Here is a 19168-nt window from a genome sequence, read left to right as displayed (position 1 = left end):
TCGAGGCGTCGGGGTCCGACCGACCTTCTCGTACGGATCGTTGTAACGTGTTACCGGTGATCGTCGCCCCGGTCGGGCGATCACTGGTAACGAATCACAAGGACCGTATCATACGGATTGCTGTACCGATGTACCGGCGCAACCGCCGCCCGGATCACGGTTGCGCCGGAAATGACGTACAGTAAACCGTATCAGTCCTCGATCTCGATCGCCGGCCGTCCGGGTTCGGCGTTTTTCAGCACCGAGTCGTCGACCTCGTCGGCGCGTCGAACCCGGACCGGCGCGTCGAACTCGCGCTCGAGCAGCCAGGCAGCCGACTCCAGCGCCGCGTGCTCCGCGTCGGGACCGAGGGTCGTTTCGAGGGCTTCGCGCTCGGCCTGCAGGTCCTGGCCGTAGTCGGCCGCGGCGTCGCCCTGCTCGCGGATGTGCGACTCTCCCATGAGTTCGCCGATCAGGTTGTCGGCGTCGCTCTCGATCGCGATCTCGAGGGCATCGTACTTCCACTCGGGCGCGACGACGACCTCGATCTCTCTGGGGTCGTCGATGCCGGCCACCTCGACGATGTCGCGGACGTCCTCGCGGGTGTTCTCGACCAGTCGGCGGCGCTTCTCGACGTGGTCGCGATCGACCTGGGCGGTCGGCCACGCGGCGTCGACGACGAACTCGTCGTGGCCGAGCGTCTCGTACAGTTCCTCGGCGACGTGGGGCGCGACGGGGGCCAGCAGTCGGACGACCGCCGACAGCCCGCGCTCGAACGTCTCGGCGTGCGGGTCGGCGTGCTCGGCGTACTGGCGGAGCGTCCGGGTCAGGGACTGGGTCTCCCGCAGCGCCTTGTTGAACGTCAGGTCGTCGTACTCGTCGGTCGCGATCGCGATCGTCGCGTCGATCTCCGCGTCGACGTAGCTGGCGACGGCGTCGTCCGGGCCGTCGGCGCCGTTCGCCGCGACGTCCTCGACCAGTTCGGTCAGGCGGCCGAGGAAGGCGTAGGTCGATCGGACGCCCTCCTCGCTCCAGTCGAAGTCGCGCTCGGGCTGGGCCGCCTGCATCATGAACAGCCGGGCGGTGTCCGCGCCGTACTCCTCGACGATCCGCTGGGGCGAGACGACGTTGCCCTTGGACTTGGACATCTTCTCGCCCTCGAGCTGGACCATCCCCTGGGCCAGCAGGTTCGTGAAGGGTTCGCGGTGCTCCAGGCCCTCGTGGTCGGCCAGCACCTTCGTGAAGAACCGCGAATAGAGGAGGTGCATCACGGCGTGCTCGATGCCGCCGACGTACTGGTCGACCGGCATCCAGTCGTTGGCACGGTCCAGGTCGAACGGCGCCTCGTCCAGGTCGGGCGAGACGTACCGCAGGAAGTACCACGAGGAGTCGACGAAGGTGTCCATCGTGTCGGTCTCGCGGGTCGCGTCGCCGCCGCAGTCCGGACACGTCGTTTGCTTCCACTCCTCGGCGGCGTCCAGCGGGTTCCCGGTGGTGTTGATGAACTCGGGGAGTTCGACCGGCAGGTCTTCCTCGGGGACCACGACGGGACCGCAGTCGTCACAGTGGACGACCGGGATCGGCGTCCCCCAGTAGCGCTGACGGGAGATCCCCCAGTCGCGAAGCTGGTACTGTTTCGCCTTCGACGCGCTCTCGATGTCTTCGGTCAGTTGATCGCGGCCCGTTTCGCTGTCCAGTCCCGAGTAGTCGCCGGAGTTGACCAGGACGCCGTCCTCGGTGTAGGCCGCCTCGCTCACGTCCGGCGTGTCGGGAACCGTCTCGCCGTCCCAGTCCTCGGGCTCGGGTGCGATGACCGGCTCGATGTCGACGCCCATCTTCGACGCGAAGGCGTGGTCCCGATCGTCGTGGCCGGGGACGCCCATCAGCGCGCCGGTGCCGACGTCCGAGAGGACGAAGTCGGCGACGAAGACGGGGAGGTCCTCACCCGTCGCGGGGTTGGTCGCGGTCAGGTCCGTCTCGATCCCGTTTGGCTCGTCGCCCTCGGGGTCGGCCTCGTGCTCGACGAAGTGACGGATCTCCTCGTCTTCCGCCGCGAGTTCCTCGCTGATCGGGTGGTCCGGCGCGAGCGCGAAGAAGGTCGCGCCGTAGATGGTGTCGACGCGGGTGGTGAAGGCTTCGACCTCGCCGTAGCCGTCCACGTGAAACTCGAGTTCCGTGCCGTACTGGCGGCCGATCCAGTTGCGCTGCATCTGCCGAACGGAGTTGGGCCACCCCTCCAGGTCGTCGATCGCTTCCAGCAATTCGTCCGCGTACTCGGTGATCTGCAGGAACCACTGCTCGAGTTCGCGCGTCTCGACGGGCGTGTCACACCGCCAGCAGAGTTCGGCCTCGCCCTCGACCTGCTCGTCGGCCAGCACGGTCTCGCACTCGGGACACCAGTTGACCTCGGCGTCGCGGCGCTCGACCAGCCCCTCGTCGTGGAACCGGGAGAAGAGCCACTGGTTCCACCGGTAGTACTCTGGGGTGCAGGTGGTGATCTCGCGCTCCCAGTCGTAGCCAAAGCCCATCGCGTCCATCTGGTCGCGCATCGTCTCGATGCAGTCGAACGTCCAGTCCCGCGGGTTGGTGTCGCGCTCCTTGGCCGCGTTCTCCGCGGGGAGGCCGAACGCGTCCCACCCCATCGGGTGGAGCACCTCGTCGCCGCGCATTCGTCTGAACCGGGCGTAGGCGTCGGTGATCGTGTAGTTCCGGACGTGGCCCATGTGGAGTTTGCCCGACGGGTACGGGTACATCCCGAGGACGTACGTCGGGTCCTCGACGTCGTCGGGCGTCCGGTAGACGTTCGCCTCGTCCCACGCCTCCTGCCATCGCCGTTCGACCGCTGCGTGGTCGTATCCCGCGTCACTCATTTGAATACCTATTGTTGGAGTCGAGACCGCCCTATAGCTTACTATCTCGAACCTTTCCCGCCGCCTCGATCGCTCCCGAACTCCGGAACGGCCGCTTCTCCGACGCTCGTCCACTTCCCTGCCGGCGATCGATGCCGCCGTTCTCGCCACGCCCTCGCCACCGCCGGTCGGCGGTTTCGACGACCAAACCGCCCCGTTGGACCCACCGATACCGTTGATACTGTCGGGCACCTCCTGACGTATGCATGACTTCCTCCTACACCACCGACGTCACCGACGACCTCGCCGACAGCCTCGTCACTGCATCCCGGACGAGTCTCGGCGATACGCTCCGATCTGTCGTCTACTTCACGCCCTCGGAATTCGACGTCCTGTACGTCCGCCAGGATCTCTACGACTCGCCGACCGACAGCCGCGGCGTCAAATCACAGCTCGTCGACTTCGAACTCGTCGGTTTCGCCGAAGCACCCGTTCGCTCGTCGCTCTCGATCGCGGACGGCGACAGGGGCATCGGCCAGTACGAGTTCACCGTTCGCTTCCACGAGGACGGCTTCGTGGTCAGGAAACTCGTCGGGAACGTCGGCGTCCTCCTCACCGCCGACAGCATGGACGTCACCGCGTTCGAGGAGGCGGCTCACGCGATCGAACGTCTGCTTTCGGATCGCTAGCGATCCCGCCCGATCGAAACGGGCCGCTCGTACGGATTGCTGTCCGCCTCACTCGATGTCGATCGCTTTCGAGCCCTCGCCGCCGCCGACTTTCGGCAGTCGCACGGTGAGAACGCCGTCCTCGTAGCCGGCCGACACCGAGTCTTCCTCGACCGGTTCGGGGAGACGGATCCGTCGACTCGCCGACGTGCGCGTCCGCTCGCGCCGGAGGTATCGCCCCTCGGCGTACTCCGCCTCTTCGGCCCGGTTCGCCTCGAGTCGCAACGTTCCCTCCGACAGCGTCAGGTCGATGTCGTCGGTGTCGTACCCGGGGAGATCGGCCGTCACGACGTACTCCTCGTCGGTATCGGCGACGTCGACCGGCACCGAGCCCGGGACCTGGAGGCCGCCGCTCGTCATCCCCTCCTCTACCTGTCGACTGACGCGGTCGAGCATCTCCTCGATTTCGTCGAACGGATTTCCTCGCATACCTCCCGGTACGCTCTCGAGTGGGATAAATTCTGCCCGCAATAGGACAACAGAACGACGGGACGGCCCGATCGTCTGATCGCGATCCGGCTGCGACCGCCTCGACGGGGGACCCGATCGGTTCATACCTATCACTCCGGCAGGGTGACGAGTCCGTCGTCGAGCGCGTCCAGGAGGACGTTGCGCGCGTGACCGTCGGGATCGACGCCCTCGTAGACGGCCTGTACCTCGCCGTCGGCGAGGACGAACGTCGTTCGCGCGGTCACGCCGCTGTCCCGCCGTTCGACGTCGAACGCGTCGGCGACCTCGCCGTCGGGATCGGCCAGCAGGTCGAACTCCAGTCCTTCGGACTCGCAGAACGATCGGTGGGAGTCGACGTCGTCCGTCGAGACGCCGTAGACGTCCACGCCGGCCTCGCGGTAGGTCTCGCGCTCGCGCTGGAACTGGGTCGCCTCGATCGTACAGCCCGGCGTGTCGTCTTTCGGGTAGAAGTACAGCACCGTCGGCGCTTCGAACGCCAGTTCGATCGTCTCGCCGTCCTGGTTCGGTGCCGTCACGGTCGGGGCCGCCGCGCCGTCCTCGAGTACCATACGCGTCCCTCCCGCGTGGACGCTGAAAACTGTTGTGTGGCCCGCTGTCCGCGCACCCCTCCGCGTAGCCGCGTCTCATACGGATTGCTGTACCGATGTACTGGCGCAACCGCCGCCCGGATCGCGGTTGCGCCGGAAATGACGTACAGTAAACCGTATCACTCGACGACGTGTTCGGTATCGTACGAGCCGAGTTTCCGGACCCAGCCGTTCTCGGCGATCGTCTCGATGTCCGCGATCGCCTCGTTCGTCCGGGCCTCGTACAGTCCCGCCTCGATATCGATGTGGAAGACGTAGTCGCCCAGACGCTGGCCGCTGGGTCGCGACTCGACGCGGGTCAGGTTGATGTCCCGGTCGGCGAACGGTTCGAGGAGTTCCAGCAGGAGGCCGGGGTAGTTCGCGTTCGGGTAGACGACCAGCGAGGTCTTGCCGCCGCCTTTCGATCGCTCCTCGGCGGGGGCGACCGCGAAGAAGCGGGTCGCGTTCGAGTCCTGGTCCTGGATGTCCTCGGCCAGCACCTCGAGGGTGGTCCCGTTATCGGCGTTCGCTGGATGGCCGATCCCGGCCATGGAGGGGTCCTCGCGGGCATACTCGACGCCCTGGGCCGTGCTGGCGACCGCCTCTAGCGTGACGTCCGGATACTCCCGTTCGAGGTAGGAGCGACACTGGGCCAGCGCCTGGGAGTGACTGGCGATCGTGTCGAACCCGGGGCCCTGGGCGAGCAGGGCGTGGCGAATCGGGGTGACGATCTCCCTGACGACGGCGACGTCGTACTCGGCGAGGGCGTCCAGGCTCTCCGTGACGCTTCCCTCGATGCTGTTCTCGATCGGGATCACGCCCCGATCGTGGTCCTCGCTCGCGACGGCGTCGACGATCGCGGTCACCGACTGGCGGAACTCGATCGCGTCCCGGTCGGCGAGCGCGCTCGCCGCCCGGTGTGAGTAGGTCCCTTCGGGACCGAGCGTGACTACAGTCATCGCGTACGGGTAGCAGGGATGGGGGCAAAAGCCCGTCGAGTCACTGACCTGTTCGTCCTCGAGGTCCCGGTAGCGGTCACCGCTTGCGGATTCGCCGATCGCGGTTCGATTTCCGCGGGGAGCCGTCGCTCGACGCGACCGTCGCTGTGCGGTGGCACGTTACTCGCCAGTCGTCCCCGGAGGCCGCCGATCGGGAGAAAACGCCGTCACTGCCCGTTACTCGTCCAGGTGTTCAATCCCCTTCTTCGAGACGTTTGCCTCCGTGATCTCGCTCGGCATCCAGTCGGGCTTGTCGTCGGGAGCGGTCTCCTCCCACGCCCAGCCGTCGTAGATGTGTACCTTGTCGGTCCCCTTCTCTCGAAGCCGGAGTTCGACCCGATCGGCGTCCGATTCGCTGGATCCGGGGTCGAGTCGCCGGGCCGCCTTGAGGGCGGCCTGCCGCGGCGTGTTTCCGGAAAAGACGCTCGACTCTTCGCCGTCCGACTCGCGCAGTGCAAAGTTCCGTTTACCGTCTTCACGTACCATGGTTTCGCCTCCATGCCAATTCAGCACACGGTCCGACATAAAGATATCCCCCAAAACCGACCGACTGCGCCGGTATCTTTAAGTGTATTCGACCCGCCATTTCTCTGCAGTAACTCCACAGTGTGGGGTCTCGCTCACTTTTCCGCCCGCTCGTTCTGCTCGCTGGCTCCCCGTCTCGACTCGGTCCGATCGATCGGGCCGAGTGAACCGATTGCGAACGTCGCGCCGTCGAAAACACTTAAGTACATCCTACGGCGAAGTTCGTCATAGAATCCCGCGATGGTACGGAAAAAGAAGCTGAGTCCAAGCGGTGCGAAAGACGAAGACGGCAACTACCACAACGTGCACCTGAACCTCCACGAGGACGAACTCGCAGTCGCGGGCATGGATATCGGCGACGAGGTCTTCGTCCGGGTCCGAGACGGCAAGATCATCATCCAGAAGGCCGACGAGGAAGAGGTCGAACACGAGTTTTAACTGCCACATTCGAGCGATTCCCGGTCCAGGTAGATCAGAGGTCACGAAGTCGTAGCGGCGGCGATCGGCCGGGCGCGGACGGTCCGGATGCTCGACGGTGATCGGACGACAGGTTCGATCGATTTTCTGCCCCGCGAGGCGCGACTTCCCGCCGAACGCGATCACCCTCGCCCCTTCGGCGTCGCGATTCGCTCTGTCGGCCGATTTCGTGCGACAAACAATCTATGATTGATGTGTTTGCAGAGGTATATGTAATGGGGTCTTCGGTCCATATTCGGCCAGAACTGACTTATAATATTTGGGACAACAACACGCTTTGTATGAGACGAAGAGGGGTACTCGCCGGAGTCGGATCGATGACGACGCTCTGTCTCGCGGGTTGTTCGGACTCGGACGAGCAATCCGAAGGAAACGAACCGCAAGCCGAAGCGTCCGACACGGACGCTGAAACGGAAGAAGGTGAGCGGGAGAACGGAGAGGAGACGCTCGTCGTCGAACCCGAGGACTCGATCCAGGACGCGATCGACGAGAGCGAACCGGGGGGAACCGTCGAGGTCCGACCGGCGACGTACGGAGAGGCCGTCACCGTCGACAAGGAACTGACGCTGGTCGCTCCGGACGGGGCGTTCCTCGACGGGATCGCTGCCGGTGGCGAGGCGGGGTTCACGGTAGCGGCGTCCGGCGTGCGGATCGAGGGATTCGAAATCGTCGATTACGCGACCGGCGGAATCGTTACCGAAACCGACGTCGCCGAGATAACCGTCACCGACGTCGTGCTGTCCAACAACTCGGGATTCCCGCTCGATCTTTCCGGCGATATCGTCTCGCTCGAAGGAGTCGCGCTCGAAGATAACGGGGGTCCGGCCAGGATCGAATCGTCCAGCGACGGCAACGTGACGGTCACGGACGGGACGTTCGTCCGCTCCGATGAGGGCGGCCTCTCGGTTACCAGCGGAAAATCGATCGTGCTCGAGCGCGTGGAGGCGCTGCAAAACGGCGCCACCGGGGTCCTCGTGGAAGGCGGCGACGTCCGCGGACAGACGGTGGAGGTAACCGATTCGACCGTCATCGAGAACACGGGCGGGAGTGGCCTCTCGATCGCCGGCACCAGGGGTGACGATGCGGTGACTGTCGCGAACCTCGAGGCCACCGACAACTCGGATCACGGCATCGAGATCGCCGCCGAGACCGTGACGGTCTCGGGCGTCGACCTGCGGAAAAACGGCGCCACGACGAGCGGGCTCTCGATCGAGAGTTCCGGCGACGGGTCCGTGACGATCAGCGATAGCACGATCGAACAGACGGAACGCAACACTGGCTGGTCCAGCAGCGATTACGGCCGCGGCGTTCACGTCGTCGGCGGGGAGACGGTCGAGGTCGAGAACGTCGACCTCCTCCAGAACGGCGGTCACCAGCTCCTCGTCGAGGGTGGCGACGCCCGCGGGCAGACGGTGTCGGTCCGCGACTCCTCCATCGTCGAGAACTCGAGCGGGAGCGGACTCGAGATCACCGGGACGAGAGGGGACGATACGGTGACCGTCGCAAACGTCGAGGCCGTCGACAACTCGAACCACGGTATCGAGATCGTCGCCGAGACCGTGGAGGTCTCGGGCGTCGACCTGCGGGAAAACGGGGCCACGACGAGCGGACTCTCGATCGAGAGTTCCAGCGACGGGTCCGTAACGATCAGCGATAGTGTGGTCGAACAGACTGTGCGGAATACGGGCTGGTTCAACAGCGAGTACGGCCGTGGGGTTCACGTCGTCGGCGGGGAGACGGTCGAGGTCGAGAACGTCGACCTCCTCCAGAACGGAGGCCACCAGCTCCTCGTCGAAGGCGGCGACGTCCGCGGGCAGACGGTGTCGGTCAGCGATTCGACGATCACCGGATCGACGGACGGGTCCGGTGTCGTCGCTCAGGATACGGGTGGCGACGACGAACACACGATCACGAACGTCACCGCGGACGACAATTCGTCGTACGGGTTCAGTCTCGGTGCGGAGACGGTCACCATAGAGGATACATCCGCCGAAGGGAACGGTTCGGGCCCGCTCGAATTGCTGACGATCGACGAAAGCGAGGCGACGATCCGAAACAGCTTCTGAGCTACCGGAGCGCGTCGAGATCGAACTCGAACGCCGCGACCGGCACCTCGAGGTCGTGTTCGACGAGCACCTTCGGGTGGACCTCGCCGATGAGCCCCACCTCCTCGCCGTCGACGACGACGCTCGCCGTTCGACCCGAAATGAAGGTCGGGTGCTCGATCGGCGGCGTCTCGAGATCGACGTCGAAGTTCCGGGCGAGCGCCTGTAGGCGCGCCTTGGCGTCCTCGTACCCGGCGTCGTGGCTCGCGAGGACCGCGCCCACGTGTCGCCCCTCGGCGACCCCCGTATTTTCGCTCTCGTCGACTTCAGCGGTGAAGCCGATCTCCGCGAGGTCCTGCGGGTAGGCCCGGTGGGTGTTGTTCTCCAGTACCATCAACAGGGAGGGGAGCACCCACGTCCGGAGCATGGTGTAGTCCTCGCTGTAGGGCTCTTTGATCGTCGCGGCCTCGCCGGCGCCGTAGACGTCCTCGCCGGGCGAAATCTCGAGCCGATCGTAGTTCTCGTCCGCGCTGATCATGTGGAAGTTCAGCAGGTCCTCGAAGCCGAGGCCGACGAGTTGCGTGCGGGCGGCGTCCTCGAGTCGCGATCGCTCGTGGCGGCCGCCGACGGTGCCGACGTCGGGGTACTTCGGTTCGAGGTCGTTGAAGCCGTAGGCCCGACCGAGGTCGTCGATGACGTCCAGCGGGTGGAGTACGTCGACGCGGTACGGCGGGAGCGTCACCTCGTAGACGAGGTCGCCGTCGTCGTTCTCGTCCGTTTCGGCTTCGAGACCCGATCGCTCCGCCAGATCGACCACCTCGTCGGGATCGAGGTCGATCCCGAGGATGGTCTCGACGCGATCGTGGGCGACGGTCTTGGTCTTGGTCGAGAGGTCCGGCCGGACGAGGTCCCGGTCGGGGTATTCGACTACGACGTCCTCGATCGTCGCCCCGCGGGCCGCGAGCGCGTAGCAGACGATGGTCAGCATCTTGTCGATCGTCCACTGGTCGGTGCCGGTCATCTCGACGAACAGGTCCCGGGAGTCGGTCGAGACCTCGGTCCGGCGGCCGTTGATGACGGGCGGGAACGAGAACAGCCCCAGATCGTCGTAGATCGCGGGGTAGCGATCGTACCCGCTCACGAGATCGGCGTAGGTCTGGCCCGTCTGGTGCTCGTCGAGCACCTGTGCGGGGGTCATCTCCCGATCCGCGTCGAGCGGGACGAACGTGTCCTCCTCGGGGTCGACGCCGACGTACCGGATGGTCGGGTTTCCGTCGGACGCCGCGGCCCCTTTCAGCATCGTCAGGTCGTGGATCCCGATCGCACCCTTCGCGCGCTTGCGACCCATGGTCGCGTGGAGTTTCTCCTGCAACTGGATGAGCGAGTCGAGGCCGTCCTCGTCCAGGTCGACGTCCCGGATCACCGCCCCCGTGACGTACGGTCGCTCGTCGGGGACCGAGTCGTCGACCTCGATCGTCCACTCCGCCGAATTCGTCGACGGGACGTGGACGCCGCGAGAATCGCCGTAGTGGTACCGCATCGACCGGGCCACGCCCTCGACGGAGAGCCGATCGAGCCGATCGGGCGCGAACTCGAGTTCGAACGCCCCGTCCTCGGTGCGCCCCTCGAACTCGAGTCCGAGGCCGAACAGGTCCGTCTTCAGTTCGTCGTCGCTCTTCTCCTCCCGGCCGGTCAACGTGCGCAGTTCGTCGGGGTCGATGTCGACGGTTGGCATCAGTAGGTCACCTCCGTATCCCGCAGCAGTTCCAGGTCACAGAGCGTGCCGTGGATGTCGCGGATGTCCTCGAAGCCGTACATCAGCATGAGCAGGCGCTCCAGGGCGAGCCCCCACGCCATCACGTCACACTCGACGCCCAGCGGTTCGAGCATCTCCTCGCGGAAGATGCCCGAGTTCCCGATCTCGACGAGCTCGCCCGTCGTCGGGTGGGTGCCGAACAGCTCGAAACTCGGCTCCGTGTAGGGGTTGTAGTGGGGCTTGAACTCGATGTCCGTGATCCCGAACTGGGCGTAGAACTCCTCGAAGGTCCCCATCAGGTCCCGCACCGAGAGATCCTCGGCCATCACCCACCCCTCGATCTGGAAGAACTCGAGCAGGTGGGTCGGATCGAGCGTGTCGTTCCGGTAGACCTTCTCGACGCTGAAGAACCGCGCCGGGGGCTCGATCTCGCCGATCTGCTCGCCCGAGAGATAGCGGGTCGACAGCGAGGTCGTGTGCCCGCGTAGCGCGAGCGCACGCGCGAAGTCCTCGTCCCACGGCGAGTGATACCCCTCGCCGTCGTCGCCGACGCCCTCCCGGTGTGCGCGCTCGACGCGCTCGACCAGATCCGCGGGCAACTCGTCGATGTGGGTCGGCTGTTCGAGAGCGAACCGGTCCCAGTGGGTTCGCGCAGGGTGGTCCTGGGGCATGAACAGGCAATCGTTGATCCAGAAGTCGGCGTCGACGTGTGGCCCCTCCATCTCCTGGAAGCCCATGCCGACGAGGACGTCCTTGACGCGTTCTGCCGTCTGGCGCAGGATGTGGACCTTGCCGCCCTCGAACCGCTCGGCGTCGGCCTCGACGTTGTACTCGGCGAACTCCACGTCCTGCCACTCGCCGCTGGTCAGCAGTTCCGGGGTAACCTGGCCGACCGTCTCCGCGGTCTCGATGCCGGCCATCAGTTCGGTGATGGCCCGTTCGGTCAGGGTCACCTCGCGGACCGTCGTCTCGGATCGATCGAGCAGGCCGCGCCGCTCTAGCTGGTCTAACGTGTCGTCGTCGATCTCGACCCCGTCGATCGGCGTCTCCTCGCTCCCGGCGAGCGCGTCGAGCGCGTTCGCCTCCGCGTCAGCCGACGGATCGGCGTCGGGATCGGCAGTGATCTCGCCGCCCTCGATCGCGCCGTACCCCTTCCGCGCGTAGTTCGAGAGCGCGATGTCGACCTGTGGGCCTTCGAGTCCGGACGCGCCGATGACCCGTCCCATCGAGACGGGATCGGCGTCGGCCCCGGCCTCGAGTGCGGCCTCGTACAGCCGGATCTCCGGAAGGTCGGTGTCGGCGTACTCGCGGCCTTCGTCGGTCAGTGCGATCGTTTCGTCGACCCGCTCGTCGACGGCGACCAGTCCCTCCTCTTCCAGTTCGAAGACCGCCCCGGTGACGGTCTCCGGTGGGAGTTCGGTCGCCGCAGCGAGGGCGTCGACGGACGTTGCCTCGTCTGCGCTCGCGGCCTCGACGACCGCGACCTGTGATTCGGGAAGTTGCATTCGCTTACCTGAATTGCCGTGGGTGGGTCAGTTAGCGGTTCCGACTCCGGTCGCCGCTGGCACGCGCCTGGGGACGGTCCCGTCGTGCGCGCGACGGACGATCGATCGCCGATCGATCGAACAACGCGTCCCCGCGCCAGCGATCCTGTCGCGGTCGGTTTCGCCGGTGACGGCCGGTGTGGCCGTCGCCGGGTCCACCGGCCCGGATTACCGGGCGAAAAAGAAGCCGAATCCCGAACGCCTGTGCGGTAGCTGGTGAACGACACCGACACGAACGCGGGATTCGGATGCCATACGCGATCGATGACGCGATCGGGGCAAAAACCTTGCGGGTTCGTGACAGGGCCGTCGGCGTCGGCGTCGGATCCCGGTTACCCGTTCGAAATCCGCGTCGTTTCCATCGACCCGGATTCGACCCAGACGAACCCGGACTCCTCGGCGACGGCTTTCGCCTCTTCGACCGCGTCCGGGTCGAACGAGTCCTCGAACGTGAGCCGCGTCTCCTCGGGTTCGGCGGCGGGCAACGACGGCAGGAACTCGTCGTCCTCGAGCAACCCCTTGACCGAGACGTCTCGACCCGTGGTCAGCGCCGCCCCGAGCGCCCGGTAGCGATCGTCCTCGGACTGTGGCACGTCGTCCGTCCCGAACGCGTCGTTCGAGACGCGCGCGGTCGTCGTCGTCCCGGACAGCGACCACCCGTCGGTGGTCGTGGTCCGGGAGTCGGCAGTCGAGACGTCGGTTTCCCTGGCGGATTCACGGCCGTCGGTTCCGTCCTCGGATGCCTCGTCCCGATCGCCCGCCGCACCGGGAACCCGTGACACGGCCGACGAACCGCTGAGTTCGAACCCGTCGATCGATCTCGTGGCGTCCACCGTGGTTTCCTGTGCGGCCGATCGGCCGTCGTCCGCGTCGTCCGGGTGGCTCTCGCTCGCGTCGCCCGATCGGCCCCGTTCCGCCGTCGCCCGTCCGGCGTCGATGCGGTCCGGGCCGTCCGGTTCGGCCTCCTCGATGAGTCGTTCTACCGCGTTCGCGTCGACCGTCGCCTCACCGCCGTCGCTCCCGGTCCGCGCTCCGTCGTCACGCGCTCCCGCGTCTTCGGCGGCCGGAACGCCGGTCGCACCGTTCCCGTCGCCGGACTCGGACGCGGACTGGCCGGGACCCGCTCCCGCTCCGGCCCCGTCGTGGGCCCACGCCGGCCACGGGCCGTCGGTGCTCACCTCGTCCGCGTCGGCGCTGGCGTCGGGAACGTACGCCGCGAGGTCGTCTGCCGGGCGCAGCGGCCGATCGAACACCCCGATGTGGCGGCCGTACCGGCGCTGGAGCCGATCGAGGTCGTCTTCGCGGATCAACGCCGCCCGCCAGCGATCGGCCTCCGTGGACAACAGGAGGATGCGGGCGTCCGTTCCGCGGAGGATGGCCTCGTTGATCGCGTACAGGACTGCCGGCAGGTTGTTCGTTCCGAGCGGCGTCGCCGGATAGCTCATGGTTCGCTCGCGTCGCCGCCGCACCGGATCCGCCGCGGTGAGGAGGAGTCCGTCCCGCGTCTCCAGCAGTTCGAACAGCCAGTCGACGCTCTCGAACACCCCCGCGAGCGCTTCCTCGAGGGCGTCGTGGTCGTACCGCGCCGGACAGGAGAAGCCACGGTCGCTCCGGCAGATCAGTCGACGCACCAGCGCCGTCCGATCGTCGGCGTCGGCGAGGAGCGCCGCGAGAACCGTCTCGAGCGAGTCCGCACGCTCGGCGCTCGAATCGTCACGTCCGGGCGTCGATCCGGCCCGGGCGGCGAACGCCCGAACCTCCGCTGCCGTCACGCCGAACGCGCCGAGAACGTCGGCACAGCGGAGTAGCTCGCGAGACGGCTCACCCGATCGGCCCGGACTCATCGGCCAAGTCTTCGGACAGATACGGGATATAATTTCCCCCGGTGGTGTCAAAAATATGCATCGAATACGGCCGAATAACCCTCGGACTGCGACTCCCGGAACCGGTTACCGCCGGCGCGGGGACTCGAGTTCGATGTCGGCGTCCTCGAGCAGGTCCGCGACCTCCTCGCGCTTCTCCTGGTGCTCCTCGAGGAACTCCCGCATGAGCTGGGCGGCCTGTTCCTTGCAGTCGCCACAGAGGCGCTCGCCGCCGACGCACTCGTCGTAGACGCGTTTCGCGAACTCGTCGTCGTCGCCGGACAGCAGGTAGGCGTACAGTTCGTAGACGGGACACTCGTCCGCGCGGCCCCCTTTCTCGCGTTGCTCTTCGGCGGTTTCGCGGCCGCCGGTCGTCGCGGCTTTCACCTTGTCGTAGCCGTCCTCGGGATCGTCGAGCAACGAGATGTGACTCGCCGGGATCGACGAGGACATCTTCCCGCCGGTCAGCCCGGTCATGAACCGGTGGTAGATCGACGACGGGGGCTGGAAGCCGTAGCCGCCGTTCTCGACCTCGACCTCGCGGGCGAGTTCCTCCGCCGCGGCGACGTCCAGGTCGAAGGCGTCGACGTGGCTCTCGTAGACGCGCTTCTCGCCCTCGATCGCGTCGATCAGCGCGTCGAACGCCTCGTCGGTCGCCCGCCGATCGAAGAAGCGCGTTCTGGGACGAACGGGCTCCATGCCGGCCTCCTCGAGTTTCGTCAGGACCGCGCCCAGGACGTCCGCGCCGACGTCTAGGTCCTCGAGCGGCGTCTCTTCGATCGCCTCGGCGACGTGGACACACCGCAGGGTGTCGTCGTCGAACTCGGCGGGATCGAGCCGATCGTAGACGTTGGCGACCAGCGCGCGCTCCTCGGGTTCGAGTTCGAAGCTCGCGTAGGCCTCGCTCACCTTGAAAAAGCGCATCCGCTCGGCGAGGTCGCGAGCCAGTCGGACGTGGGGGTCCTGGTCCGGGCCGACGGGGATCACGGTGGGTTTGGGCTCGTCGAGTTGCGGGTAGAGGATGTCGGCCATCTGCGTGACGACCGACTGCATGTGCGAGACGTCGGTCTCGCCGTCGAAGCCGTAGATCGACTCGAGTTCCGAGAAGTTGGCCTCCGCGCCGAGTTCGAACGCGAGGTCCTGTACCTCCCGATTGGTCGACTGGCGGTAGAGTTCGCCCTCGTCGGGGTCGAACCCGAGCGCGAGCAGGGAGAGCAGGTAGTTCCGCGCGTGCTCGTCGATCTCCTCCCACGTCATCCCGCGGGCGGAGTTTGCCTCCAGGTCGGCGATCAGCGCGTAGGCGTCGGCCCCCTGTTGCTGGTGCCAGATGATCTCGTCGAAGACGAGTTTGTGGCCGATGTGGGGGTCGCCAGTGGGCATGAACCCGGAGAGAACGGCGGCTGGTTCGTCGTTCCGCAGCGCCTCGGCGATCGGCCGGTAGTCGCGGTGGCCGAAGATCACGCCCCGTCGCATCAGGTAGTGAGGGTTCGGCACCGCCTCGAGAACCTCGTCGAACTCCTCGATGCCGAACTCCTCGAACAGTTTGCGGTAGTCGGAGACGCTCGAGGAACCCCAGGGATCCAGCGCGACGTCGTCTGCGCCTGCGGCCCCGCCGTCGGTCATCGGTTCCCCTGACTCGGACTCCTCGAGTGGGTCGTCTCCGGTCATCAGGTGCGTTTTGGCGCGCCGGAGCGCAAAAGCCTTCGCCTTCGCCCGCGGTTCCGATTCGTCGCGGGGCGCGAGGAATCAGTGCACGCCCTCGCGACGACCGATCGGCCGTCACACTCAGGGCGTCACGCGTTCGATCGACCACCACTCGATCCCGTCGTCGCCCACGAGCGCGAAGACCATCGTCTTCCGGACGCCGTGGGCGAGGCGGACGTCGAGCGCCAGATCGCGCGGCTCGAAGACGGCGTCGGCGGGATGGACGCGAACGAGCAGTTCCGAGTGTCCGAGGTCGTCGACCGAGTCGACGGTCGCGTAGGTCCGGAAGTCCGCGCCGAACTTGTACCCCGTCTTGGGGACGACCCCGCGCTCGCGCAGTTCGGTGTAGACGCGCAGGCGGCGATCGAATCGCTCGCCCTCGACGTCGCGCCCCCGCTCGCGCACCGTCGCCGGGTCGAGGTCGATCGCACCCTGCTCGGCGAGGTAGGTCGCCTCGAGCAGGGAACACTGGAGCGTCGGCCGATCGTACTCTCGGCCCTCGAGCGGCTGGCCGTAGAACGTCTCCTCGTACAGGGCCAGCGGCGGCTCCCAGACGACGACCCGATCCGCGAGCAGGGCGGCCTCACAGCGCTCGGGGAGCGCGGTCGCGGAGTCCCCCGAGGGGTCGCGCCGGCCCACCTCGAAGTAGGTAATCTCGCTCTCTTCGTCGACGACGGCGAGGACGCCCGCCGAGAGCGCGCTCGCGGGCACGTCGGTTCGTTCGCCGAGCACCCGAAGCGGGTACTCGATCTCGCCGTCGGTCGGCCCCTTCCCGCGCGGGAAGACGGCGAAGTCGGCGTCCGGGGGATTCGCGACCCACGGTTCCGCCGCCGGCGAGAGGTAAAAGCCCCGCGATCGGAGATCCGCGTAGACCAGAAACCGGACCCCGAAGTCCGTCCCGGGTTCGCGGGCGACGAACGACTGGAAGTCCAGCCGATCGTCGCCGTCGACGATCGCCGCGAGGTCGCCGCGAAAGAGCAGGTGGGCCGCCTCGACGGGTGCGAGGGCGATCTCGTTGCCCTCCAGCGGGTAGCCGTAGCCCCGGGAATCGTAGAACCGCTGGCGTGCATTGTCGCCCACGCGGACGACGCCGTCGTCCTCGTCGAACCGCCCCTCGAGTGACATACCAGTGGCTTTGCCGTCGGGCACTAAGTGACTGCGGATCGAGTCCCACGTGAGCCCGATTCGAGCGTGATCGAACCGAGGTGGCCCATCCTGAAAGCCCCTGGCACGAATCGACTCCCGCGACTCGCTGCGGTCCTCGTCGCTTCGCTCCTGCGGTCCTTACATCGTCGGGGTTCGTCGATCGTGCCAGCCCCTTTCATTCCCGCCCGCGGTGGGTTGGACGAGCGGCTCAGTCCGGTGGACGATCGGTACCGGTCCGGCGGGTGTCCAGTTGAGGCTCAGTCGTCACCCGCGGCCCCGATCGATCCCTCGATCACCCGTTCGCAGGTGGCGTCGAGACAGCGTGTCCCGTTCGGCGTTTCGAACGTCGGGAGGCCGCAGGCGCACTCGCCGTCGACGATACCGGCTGGAATCGCGAAGCCGGTGTCGCAGTCGGGATAGTGCTCGCAGCCGGCGATCAGGCCGCCGCGGCGGAGGACCCGGAGGTCGCCGTCACAGCCCGATTCGGGACAGGCCCACTCCCGATCGAACGCCTCGCGGACGGCGTCGTCGAGCGACTCGCAGTCGCGATCGAGACAGACGGTGAAGGCGAGGCCGCGCTCGACGCGCATCTTCGGGAGCCCGCAGTCGCAGTCACAGCGCTCGTCCCGGATCGTCGCGTCCGACGGAACGCCGTACCGGTCGCCACAGCCGACGCAGTGGACGCCGGACGATCGCACGAGCGCGCCGTCACACGCCGGACAGGTGCCGACAGGGGTGCCGGCGGCCGAACTCGGGTAGTGGGCGAACCCGTCCTGTTCGTGGGCGGCGATCCGGAGGGTCTGGGTGTCCTTCGTCGCCACGAGGGTGAAGCCGTCGGCGCGATCGCTGGATATCGCGTCGGCGCGGGTGAGCCACGCGACGGGCTGGTAGCCGTCGACGTCGTGGACCAGCACGGTGTTGTCGGGTTTGACGATCGTGGTCACCCGGCCGCGATACTCCTCGCGATCGGTTCCGTCCGTGATCACGGTGCAGTCACCGGCGAGCACGCGAATCGCGTCGTCGATCATGGGACGTCTGGCCGCGGTTTGGTACTTAAACCCGCGGACGGTGGTGTGACCGGCTGCGACCGACCAGGTGACGTCGAGGTTCCGGACGACGGAACACATTTATTGAGTGTCTCCGCTGACGACCAGTATGGTCGAACCGGACGACGACGTCGGGCCCCTCTCCCGCCGGATCGGCGACCTCCAGACGGAACTGGGAGCGTTGCGACAGGACCTCCACGCGGCCGACGGGAGCGACGACGAGTTCCGGGCCCGGTTCGAATCCGTCGCGGGGGAGTTACAGGACCTCCTCGCGGCCGCGAACGGCGGCCACGGCGCGATCGATACGATATCGGGCGAGACGATTACGCCGCTCGATCCCGATCCGGCGGCGATCGACCTGGACGACGTCGCCCACGCGCTGTCGAACCTCAGCCGCTTCACCGGCCAGGGAACGCGCTTCTACAGCGTCGCACGCCACTCGGTGCACGTGAGCCGCGAGGTCGAGGCGCGCGGGGGCAGTCGGGCCGCCCAGCGCTGGGGCTTGCTCCACGATGCCCCGGAAGCGTACCTCTCGGACGTGCCTGCGCCGGTAAAGCGGAGTCTCCCCGGCTACACCCACGCCGAGAAGCGACTCGCCCGGGCGGTCCGGGACGCACTCGACGTCGAGGTGACGGCCGCGGACCTGACGGTGGTCGACGCGGCGGATTCGGCCGTCGGCCGGCACGAACTGTCGGTTCACCTGCCCGAGAGCGACCACGAGTCGCCGCCGCTCGAGTACGATCCGGACGCGCTCGAGTCGAACGTGGCCGATTCGGACCTATTCCGGGAGCGGGCACGGACGCTGGGGCTCCGGTGAGGACGGCACGCCGGCGACGACGGCGTTCAGAGAGTTCGGGAGGCCGGTTCCGACGGACTCCGGAACCGGTTCGATTTAGTACCGGTCCCCGCCATGAGAGACCGTGCACCGTCCAACGCTGATCGTCTACTGTGGCCTCCCGGGGGTGGGAAAATCCGCCGCGTCCGCCTACACTGCAGAGCGACTGCCGGCGGACCGATACCGCAGCGACGAGGTTCGAAAACGGCTGTTCCCGGACCCGGACTACACCGACGAGGAGACCGACACGACCTACGAGGAACTTCTCGCGTGCGCACGGGACGCCCTCGAATCGGGCTCGGACGTCGTCCTCGACGCGACGTTCCGCGCGAAACGGTTTCGCGATCGGGCGGCCGCGACCGCCCGCGAAGCGGACGCCGCAGTGCAGTTCGTGCGCGTGACCTGCGACGTCGACGTCGTCAGGGATCGCATCGAGAACCGGACCGACTCCGTCAGCGACGCCGCGTTCGACCAGTACCTGCAACTCAAACGGACCTTCGACCCGATCGAACGCGACCACGTCGTGATCGACAACTCGGGCACGCTCGAGGCCACCTACGACCAGATCGATCGATCGGTGCTGTAGCCACCGGCGAGACCGCGCGTCGTCGGCCCACGCTCGCGTTCGCCGGAGACC

Annotated in this window: 16 protein-coding genes; 5 read left to right on the top strand and 11 right to left on the bottom strand. The window is 66.9% G+C overall.

All coding sequences use genetic code 11. The annotated features are described in order from the left end of the window. Positions 1–191 precede the first annotated feature (191 nt). Positions 192–2849, bottom strand: a complete 2658-nt coding sequence (gene leuS / locus MUN73_RS01730; protein WP_250138724.1) for a leucine--tRNA ligase — start codon at positions 2847–2849, stop codon at positions 192–194. A 245-nt stretch (positions 2850–3094) separates the two neighbouring features. Here leuS and MUN73_RS01725 point away from each other — a divergent pair, with 245 nt between their 5' ends. Continuing rightward, positions 3095–3517, top strand: coding sequence for a DUF7522 family protein (locus MUN73_RS01725; protein WP_250138723.1), 423 nt, complete (start codon positions 3095–3097; stop codon positions 3515–3517). Between the two features lie 48 nt (positions 3518–3565). Here MUN73_RS01725 and MUN73_RS01720 read toward each other — a convergent pair whose 3' ends face one another. From MUN73_RS01720 to MUN73_RS01705, 4 genes are all read right to left on the bottom strand, one after another. Beyond that, complete coding sequence (locus tag MUN73_RS01720) at positions 3566–3985, bottom strand: Hsp20/alpha crystallin family protein (RefSeq protein WP_250138722.1); 420 nt, start codon at positions 3983–3985, stop codon at positions 3566–3568. 131 nt (positions 3986–4116) lie between these two features. Then, a complete protein-coding gene (locus MUN73_RS01715; RefSeq protein ID WP_250138721.1) occupies positions 4117–4575 on the bottom strand; it encodes a peroxiredoxin in 459 nt (152 codons plus the stop codon). A 158-nt stretch (positions 4576–4733) separates the two neighbouring features. Then, positions 4734–5552 carry a prephenate dehydratase gene (pheA, locus tag MUN73_RS01710; protein WP_250138720.1) on the bottom strand — a complete coding sequence of 273 codons (819 nt, stop codon included), beginning with the start codon at positions 5550–5552 and terminating at the stop codon, positions 4734–4736. 216 nt (positions 5553–5768) lie between these two features. Next, the gene (locus MUN73_RS01705; RefSeq protein ID WP_250138719.1) at positions 5769–6077 is read right to left on the bottom strand and encodes a non-histone chromosomal MC1 family protein; all 309 of its coding nucleotides are present in this window, start codon (positions 6075–6077) and stop codon (positions 5769–5771) included. 279 nt (positions 6078–6356) lie between these two features. Here MUN73_RS01705 and MUN73_RS01700 point away from each other — a divergent pair, with 279 nt between their 5' ends. Together MUN73_RS01700 and MUN73_RS01695 are read left to right on the top strand one after the other, a co-directional pair. Next, a complete protein-coding gene (locus tag MUN73_RS01700; protein ID WP_006674053.1) occupies positions 6357–6554 on the top strand; it encodes a hypothetical protein in 198 nt (65 codons plus the stop codon). Positions 6555–6910: 356 nt separating this feature from the next. Beyond that, positions 6911–8659: a right-handed parallel beta-helix repeat-containing protein gene (locus tag MUN73_RS01695; RefSeq protein WP_250138718.1), complete on the top strand. Its 1749-nt coding sequence runs from the start codon at positions 6911–6913 to the stop codon at positions 8657–8659. Position 8660: 1 nt separating this feature from the next. Here the strand turns inward: MUN73_RS01695 and pheT are convergent, their stop codons facing one another. From pheT to MUN73_RS01665, 6 genes are all read right to left on the bottom strand, one after another. Continuing rightward, on the bottom strand, positions 8661–10373 hold the full coding sequence (pheT, locus tag MUN73_RS01690) for a phenylalanine--tRNA ligase subunit beta (protein ID WP_250138717.1): 1713 nt from the start codon (positions 10371–10373) through the stop codon (positions 8661–8663). Continuing rightward, complete coding sequence (gene pheS / locus MUN73_RS01685; protein WP_250138716.1) at positions 10373–11899, bottom strand: phenylalanine--tRNA ligase subunit alpha; 1527 nt, start codon at positions 11897–11899, stop codon at positions 10373–10375. The genes pheT and pheS overlap by 1 nt, the downstream gene beginning before the upstream one ends. Positions 11900–12270: 371 nt before the next feature. Continuing rightward, on the bottom strand, positions 12271–13782 hold the full coding sequence (locus MUN73_RS01680) for a hypothetical protein (RefSeq protein WP_250138715.1): 1512 nt from the start codon (positions 13780–13782) through the stop codon (positions 12271–12273). A 105-nt stretch (positions 13783–13887) separates the two neighbouring features. Then, the gene (locus MUN73_RS01675) at positions 13888–15468 is read right to left on the bottom strand and encodes a tryptophan--tRNA ligase (protein WP_250138714.1); all 1581 of its coding nucleotides are present in this window, start codon (positions 15466–15468) and stop codon (positions 13888–13890) included. A 117-nt stretch (positions 15469–15585) separates the two neighbouring features. Next, positions 15586–16629 carry a tRNA-intron lyase gene (gene endA / locus MUN73_RS01670; protein WP_250138713.1) on the bottom strand — a complete coding sequence of 348 codons (1044 nt, stop codon included), beginning with the start codon at positions 16627–16629 and terminating at the stop codon, positions 15586–15588. Between the two features lie 278 nt (positions 16630–16907). Next, the gene (locus MUN73_RS01665) at positions 16908–17678 is read right to left on the bottom strand and encodes an endonuclease NucS (protein ID WP_250138712.1); all 771 of its coding nucleotides are present in this window, start codon (positions 17676–17678) and stop codon (positions 16908–16910) included. Positions 17679–17805: 127 nt separating this feature from the next. On the opposite strand from MUN73_RS01665, the gene MUN73_RS01660 reads away from it, so the two are divergent. Further along, positions 17806–18513: a hypothetical protein gene (locus tag MUN73_RS01660; protein WP_250138711.1), complete on the top strand. Its 708-nt coding sequence runs from the start codon at positions 17806–17808 to the stop codon at positions 18511–18513. 103 nt (positions 18514–18616) lie between these two features. Then, positions 18617–19117, top strand: a complete 501-nt coding sequence (locus MUN73_RS01655) for a P-loop nucleotide/nucleoside kinase family protein (protein ID WP_250138710.1) — start codon at positions 18617–18619, stop codon at positions 19115–19117. Positions 19118–19168: the final 51 nt, after the last annotated feature.

Source organism: Halosolutus amylolyticus (genome assembly GCF_023566055.1).
Classification (GTDB): Archaea; Halobacteriota; Halobacteria; order Halobacteriales; family Natrialbaceae; genus Halosolutus; species Halosolutus amylolyticus.
This window is presented reverse-complemented; position numbering and strand designations above follow the sequence as displayed.

Excerpts from the sequence above, each read along its gene's own strand:
- MUN73_RS01665 (WP_250138712.1), bottom strand. The coding sequence starts at position 17,678 with ATGATCGACGACGCGATTCGCGTGCTCGCCGGTGACTGCACCGTGATC.
- endA (WP_250138713.1), bottom strand. The coding sequence starts at position 16,629 with ATGTCACTCGAGGGGCGGTTCGACGAGGACGACGGCGTCGTCCGCGTG.
- pheA (WP_250138720.1), bottom strand. The coding sequence starts at position 5,552 with ATGACTGTAGTCACGCTCGGTCCCGAAGGGACCTACTCACACCGGGCG.
- MUN73_RS01660 (WP_250138711.1), top strand. The coding sequence starts at position 17,806 with ATGGTCGAACCGGACGACGACGTCGGGCCCCTCTCCCGCCGGATCGGC.
- MUN73_RS01700 (WP_006674053.1), top strand. The coding sequence starts at position 6,357 with ATGGTACGGAAAAAGAAGCTGAGTCCAAGCGGTGCGAAAGACGAAGAC.
- MUN73_RS01695 (WP_250138718.1), top strand. The coding sequence starts at position 6,911 with ATGACGACGCTCTGTCTCGCGGGTTGTTCGGACTCGGACGAGCAATCC.
- MUN73_RS01725 (WP_250138723.1), top strand. The coding sequence starts at position 3,095 with ATGACTTCCTCCTACACCACCGACGTCACCGACGACCTCGCCGACAGC.
- MUN73_RS01680 (WP_250138715.1), bottom strand. The coding sequence starts at position 13,782 with ATGAGTCCGGGCCGATCGGGTGAGCCGTCTCGCGAGCTACTCCGCTGT.
- MUN73_RS01715 (WP_250138721.1), bottom strand. The coding sequence starts at position 4,575 with ATGGTACTCGAGGACGGCGCGGCGGCCCCGACCGTGACGGCACCGAAC.
- MUN73_RS01720 (WP_250138722.1), bottom strand. The coding sequence starts at position 3,985 with ATGCGAGGAAATCCGTTCGACGAAATCGAGGAGATGCTCGACCGCGTC.
- MUN73_RS01705 (WP_250138719.1), bottom strand. The coding sequence starts at position 6,077 with ATGGTACGTGAAGACGGTAAACGGAACTTTGCACTGCGCGAGTCGGAC.
- MUN73_RS01675 (WP_250138714.1), bottom strand. The coding sequence starts at position 15,468 with ATGACCGGAGACGACCCACTCGAGGAGTCCGAGTCAGGGGAACCGATG.
- leuS (WP_250138724.1), bottom strand. The coding sequence starts at position 2,849 with ATGAGTGACGCGGGATACGACCACGCAGCGGTCGAACGGCGATGGCAG.
- pheT (WP_250138717.1), bottom strand. The coding sequence starts at position 10,373 with ATGCCAACCGTCGACATCGACCCCGACGAACTGCGCACGTTGACCGGC.
- pheS (WP_250138716.1), bottom strand. The coding sequence starts at position 11,899 with ATGCAACTTCCCGAATCACAGGTCGCGGTCGTCGAGGCCGCGAGCGCA.